The organism is Xanthomonas sp. D-109 (assembly GCF_017746095.1).
Lineage (GTDB): Bacteria > Pseudomonadota > Gammaproteobacteria > Xanthomonadales > Xanthomonadaceae > Xanthomonas_A > Xanthomonas_A sacchari.
The window spans coordinates 1-5,700 of record NZ_JAGHWV010000041.1 but is presented as its reverse complement, the minus strand read 5'-3'; the positions used below and the strand labels follow the sequence as shown (position 1 = coordinate 5,700).

The following is a 5,700-nucleotide window of genomic DNA, read 5'->3' as shown; positions in this document are numbered from 1 at the left end:
GCGAACATCGGGTGTTGACAGCGTGAAAAAGTCGGTTAATATGGCCGGCTCGCTTCGAGGAAAAGCCTACGGGTTTGGACGAAGAAGCGGCGTCAACCACCTGATCAAAAAGGTGTTGACGGCAAGAAAAAAGCCGCTATGATGGGCGGCTCGGTTCGACGAAAAGCCCTCGGGTTTGAAGACGAGCCAGCGTCAACCGCCTCGAAACGAGGTGTTGACGGAAACAAAAAGTCCGCTATAATGGGCGGCTCACTCGGACGGAAACGTCGGGGCGAAAAGGGAAAGGCGCTGAGGCCGGCCCCGACGTTCTTTGACAGTGTGCGCAGGTAACTTGTGAGGACGCCTGCAGATGGAAGTATGTCCATCTTGCAGACGTTCGAATCAAGAGCAACAAATCAATTGCTTTGCAAGCGATACGTAGCTTGGTTTGAACTCTGCATATCAAAGCTTTTGCCTTCGGGCATGTAGTTTTAAGTGAAGAGTTTGATCCTGGCTCAGAGTGAACGCTGGCGGCAGGCCTAACACATGCAAGTCGAACGGCAGCACAGGAGAGCTTGCTCTCTGGGTGGCGAGTGGCGGACGGGTGAGGAATACATCGGAATCTACCTTTTCGTGGGGGATAACGTAGGGAAACTTACGCTAATACCGCATACGACCTTAGGGTGAAAGCGGAGGACCTTCGGGCTTCGCGCGGATAGATGAGCCGATGTCGGATTAGCTAGTTGGCGGGGTAAAGGCCCACCAAGGCGACGATCCGTAGCTGGTCTGAGAGGATGATCAGCCACACTGGAACTGAGACACGGTCCAGACTCCTACGGGAGGCAGCAGTGGGGAATATTGGACAATGGGCGCAAGCCTGATCCAGCCATGCCGCGTGGGTGAAGAAGGCCTTCGGGTTGTAAAGCCCTTTTGTTGGGAAAGAAAAGCAGTCGGTTAATACCCGATTGTTCTGACGGTACCCAAAGAATAAGCACCGGCTAACTTCGTGCCAGCAGCCGCGGTAATACGAAGGGTGCAAGCGTTACTCGGAATTACTGGGCGTAAAGCGTGCGTAGGTGGTTGTTTAAGTCCGTTGTGAAAGCCCTGGGCTCAACCTGGGAATTGCAGTGGATACTGGGCAACTAGAGTGTGGTAGAGGATGGCGGAATTCCCGGTGTAGCAGTGAAATGCGTAGAGATCGGGAGGAACATCTGTGGCGAAGGCGGCCATCTGGACCAACACTGACACTGAGGCACGAAAGCGTGGGGAGCAAACAGGATTAGATACCCTGGTAGTCCACGCCCTAAACGATGCGAACTGGATGTTGGGTGCAACTTGGCACGCAGTATCGAAGCTAACGCGTTAAGTTCGCCGCCTGGGGAGTACGGTCGCAAGACTGAAACTCAAAGGAATTGACGGGGGCCCGCACAAGCGGTGGAGTATGTGGTTTAATTCGATGCAACGCGAAGAACCTTACCTGGTCTTGACATCCACGGAACTTTCCAGAGATGGATTGGTGCCTTCGGGAACCGTGAGACAGGTGCTGCATGGCTGTCGTCAGCTCGTGTCGTGAGATGTTGGGTTAAGTCCCGCAACGAGCGCAACCCTTGTCCTTAGTTGCCAGCACGTAATGGTGGGAACTCTAAGGAGACCGCCGGTGACAAACCGGAGGAAGGTGGGGATGACGTCAAGTCATCATGGCCCTTACGACCAGGGCTACACACGTACTACAATGGTAGGGACAGAGGGCTGCAAGCCGGCGACGGTGAGCCAATCCCAGAAACCCTATCTCAGTCCGGATTGGAGTCTGCAACTCGACTCCATGAAGTCGGAATCGCTAGTAATCGCAGATCAGCATTGCTGCGGTGAATACGTTCCCGGGCCTTGTACACACCGCCCGTCACACCATGGGAGTTTGTTGCACCAGAAGCAGGTAGCTTAACCTTCGGGAGGGCGCTTGCCACGGTGTGGCCGATGACTGGGGTGAAGTCGTAACAAGGTAGCCGTATCGGAAGGTGCGGCTGGATCACCTCCTTTTGAGCATGACAGCTACATCTGTCAGGCGTCCTCACAAGTAACCTGCATTCAGAGAGTTCCGCCACAGGGCGGAGCACCCCGAAATACCGGGGCCATAGCTCAGCTGGGAGAGCACCTGCTTTGCAAGCAGGGGGTCGTCGGTTCGATCCCGACTGGCTCCACCACTGACGAAGACTTTGGGTCTGTAGCTCAGGTGGTTAGAGCGCACCCCTGATAAGGGTGAGGTCGGTGGTTCGAGTCCTCCCAGACCCACCACTCTGAATGTATCGCACACTAAGAATTTAGATGCTCGGCGTTGAGGCCGTAGCGTTGTTCTTTAATAATTTGTGATGTAGCGAGCGTTTGAGAACAAACTTCTCGACGTGTCGTTGTGGCTAAGGCGGGGACCTCGAGTCCCTAGAAATTGAGTCGTTATAGTTCGCGTCCAGGCTTTGTACCCCTGGACTGAATATGACCTTGAGGCAACTTGAGGTTATATGGTCAAGCGAATAAGCGCACACGGTGGATGCCTTGGCGGTCAGAGGCGATGAAGGACGTGGCAGCCTGCGAAAAGTGTCGGGGAGCTGGCAACAAGCTTTGATCCGGCAATGTCCGAATGGGGAAACCCACTGCTTCGGCAGTATCCTGCAGTGAATACATAGCTGCTGGAAGCGAACCCGGTGAACTGAAATATCTAAGTAACCGGAGGAAAAGAAATCAACCGAGATTCCCTAAGTAGTGACGAGCGAACGGGGACTAGCCCTTAAGCTGGTATGGTTTTAGAAAAACAACCTGGAAAGGTTGGCCATAGAAGGTGATAGCCCTGTATTTGAAAGGGCCATACCAGTGAAGACGAGTAGGGCGGGGCACGTGAAACCCTGTCTGAACATGGGGGGACCATCCTCCAAGGCTAAATACTCCTGACCGACCGATAGTGAACCAGTACCGTGAGGGAAAGGCGAAAAGAACCCCGGAGAGGGGAGTGAAATAGATCCTGAAACCGTGTGCGTACAAGCAGTAGGAGCTCGCAAGAGTGACTGCGTACCTTTTGTATAATGGGTCAGCGACTTACTGTTCGTGGCAAGCTTAACCGTATAGGGGAGGCGAAGGGAAACCGAGTCTGATAAGGGCGCATAGTCGCGGGCAGTAGACCCGAAACCGGGTGATCTAGTCATGCCCAGGGTGAAGGTCAGGTAACACTGACTGGAGGCCCGAACCCACTCCCGTTGCAAAGGTAGGGGATGAGGTGTGATTAGGAGTGAAAAGCTAATCGAACCCGGAGATAGCTGGTTCTCCTCGAAAGCTATTTAGGTAGCGCCTCATATGTATCCTCTCGGGGGTAGAGCACTGTTATGGCTAGGGGGTCATCGCGACTTACCAAACCATTGCAAACTCCGAATACCGAGACGGACTGTATGGGAGACACACGGCGGGTGCTAACGTCCGTCGTGAAAAGGGAAACAACCCAGACCCACAGCTAAGGTCCCAAATTCACTGCTAAGTGGAAAACGATGTGGAAAGGCATAGACAGCCAGGAGGTTGGCTTAGAAGCAGCCACCCTTTAAAGAAAGCGTAATAGCTCACTGGTCGAGTCGGTCTGCGCGGAAGATTTAACGGGGCTAAGCAGTGAACCGAAGCTTGGGGTGCATCGCGATAAGCGATGCGCGGTAGAGGAGCGTTCCGTAAGCCTGCGAAGGTGGATTGAGAAGTCTGCTGGAGGTATCGGAAGTGCGAATGCTGACATGAGTAACGACAATGCGGGTGAAAAACCCGCACGCCGAAAGCCCAAGGTTTCCTTGCGCAACGTTAATCGGCGCAGGGTGAGTCGGCCCCTAAGGCGAGGGCGAAAGCCGTAGTCGATGGGAAGCAGGTTAATATTCCTGCACCTCGCGTAAGTGCGATGGAGGGACGGAGAAGGTTAGGTGTACCGGGCGTTGGTTGTCCCGGGGAAAGGCGGTAGGTTTGGATCTTTGGCAAATCCGGGATCCTTTAAGACCGAGCACCGAGACGAGTCTTTTAGACGAAGTCACTGATACCACGCTTCCAGGAAAAGCTCCTAAGCTTCAGCTTACGCAGACCGTACCGTAAACCGACACAGGTGGGTAGGATGAGAATTCTCAGGCGCTTGAGAGAACTCGGGTGAAGGAACTAGGCAACATGGCACCGTAACTTCGGGAGAAGGTGCACCCTTTTTGGTGGCTCGTGCGAGCTATAGCTGAAGAGGGTCGCAGAAACCAGGCCGCTGCGACTGTTTATCAAAAACACAGCACTCTGCAAACACGAAAGTGGACGTATAGGGTGTGACGCCTGCCCGGTGCTGGAAGGTTAATTGATGGGGTCAGCCGCAAGGCGAAGCTCTTGATCGAAGCCCCAGTAAACGGCGGCCGTAACTATAACGGTCCTAAGGTAGCGAAATTCCTTGTCGGGTAAGTTCCGACCTGCACGAATGGCGTAACGACAGCGGCGCTGTCTCCACCCGAGACTCAGTGAAATTGAAATCGCTGTGAAGATGCAGCGTTCCCGTGGCAAGACGGAAAGACCCCGTGAACCTTTACTATAGCTTTACACTGAACGTTGAGTTCGTCTGTGTAGGATAGGTGGGAGGCTATGAAACTGTGGCGCTAGCTGCAGTGGAGCCATCCTTGAAATACCACCCTGTCGTGCTTGACGTTCTAACCTAGGTCCGTAATCCGGATCGGGGACCGTGTATGGTGGGTAGTTTGACTGGGGCGGTCTCCTCCTAAAGAGTAACGGAGGAGCACGAAGGTACGCTCAGCGCGGTCGGACATCGCGCACTGTGTGCAAAGGCATAAGCGTGCTTGACTGCAAGATCGACGGATCAAGCAGGTACGAAAGTAGGTCTTAGTGATCCGGTGGTTCTGTATGGAAGGGCCATCGCTCAACGGATAAAAGGTACTCCGGGGATAACAGGCTGATACCGCCCAAGAGTTCATATCGACGGCGGTGTTTGGCACCTCGATGTCGGCTCATCACATCCTGGGGCTGTAGTCGGTCCCAAGGGTATGGCTGTTCGCCATTTAAAGTGGTACGCGAGCTGGGTTCAGAACGTCGTGAGACAGTTCGGTCCCTATCTGCCATGGGCGTTGGAGATTTGAGAGGGGCTGCTCCTAGTACGAGAGGACCGGAGTGGACGAACCTCTGGTGTTCCGGTTGTCACGCCAGTGGCATTGCCGGGTAGCTATGTTCGGAAGCGATAACCGCTGAAAGCATCTAAGCGGGAAGCGCGCCTCAAGATGAGATCTCCCGGGACACAAGTCCCCTAAAGGAACCATGTAGACTACGTGGTTGATAGGTCAGGTGTGTAAGTGCAGCAATGCATTGAGCTAACTGATACTAATGATCCGTGCGGCTTGACCATATAACCTCAAGATGCTTCCTCGAAGCATCCCTTAGCGCGACACACGTCGATCGCTCTCACTCGCTCGCTACATCACACCCCATGAGAGGCTGGCGCCCTGCCGTCCTCGGTCCAACAACCGAGAACATGCACGCGGCGACACTCCAACCGTCTCCCTGGTGAAATTAGCGCTGTGGAACCACCCGATCCCATCCCGAACTCGGAAGTGAAACGCAGCTGCGCCGATGGTAGTGTGGCTCAAGCCATGCGAGAGTAGGTCATCGCCAGGGGCTTTACCCCAAATCCCCGTCCGAAAGGACGGGGATTTTTTATTGCGCCTGGAAAAA

General features: G+C 54.3%; 2 tRNA genes and 3 rRNA genes. All 5 read left to right on the top strand.

Annotation, left to right across the window (positions count from 1 at the left end):
• Nucleotides 1-471 precede the first annotated feature (471 nt).
• The 5 genes from J7357_RS21125 (at nucleotide 472) to rrf (ending at nucleotide 5,643) form a co-directional block, all read left to right on the top strand.
• A 16S ribosomal RNA gene (locus tag J7357_RS21125) occupies nucleotides 472-2,016 on the top strand.
• 88 nt (nucleotides 2,017-2,104) lie between these two features.
• A tRNA-Ala gene (locus tag J7357_RS21120) sits at nucleotides 2,105-2,180 on the top strand.
• A 14-nt stretch (nucleotides 2,181-2,194) separates the two neighbouring features.
• A tRNA-Ile gene (locus tag J7357_RS21115) sits at nucleotides 2,195-2,271 on the top strand.
• Nucleotides 2,272-2,494: 223 nt separating this feature from the next.
• Nucleotides 2,495-5,374, top strand: a 23S ribosomal RNA gene (locus J7357_RS21110).
• Nucleotides 5,375-5,528: 154 nt separating this feature from the next.
• Nucleotides 5,529-5,643: ribosomal RNA gene (gene rrf / locus J7357_RS21105) — 5S ribosomal RNA — on the top strand.
• The 16S, 23S and 5S rRNA genes sit together here with 2 tRNA genes alongside, the layout of an rRNA operon.
• Nucleotides 5,644-5,700 lie beyond the last annotated feature (57 nt).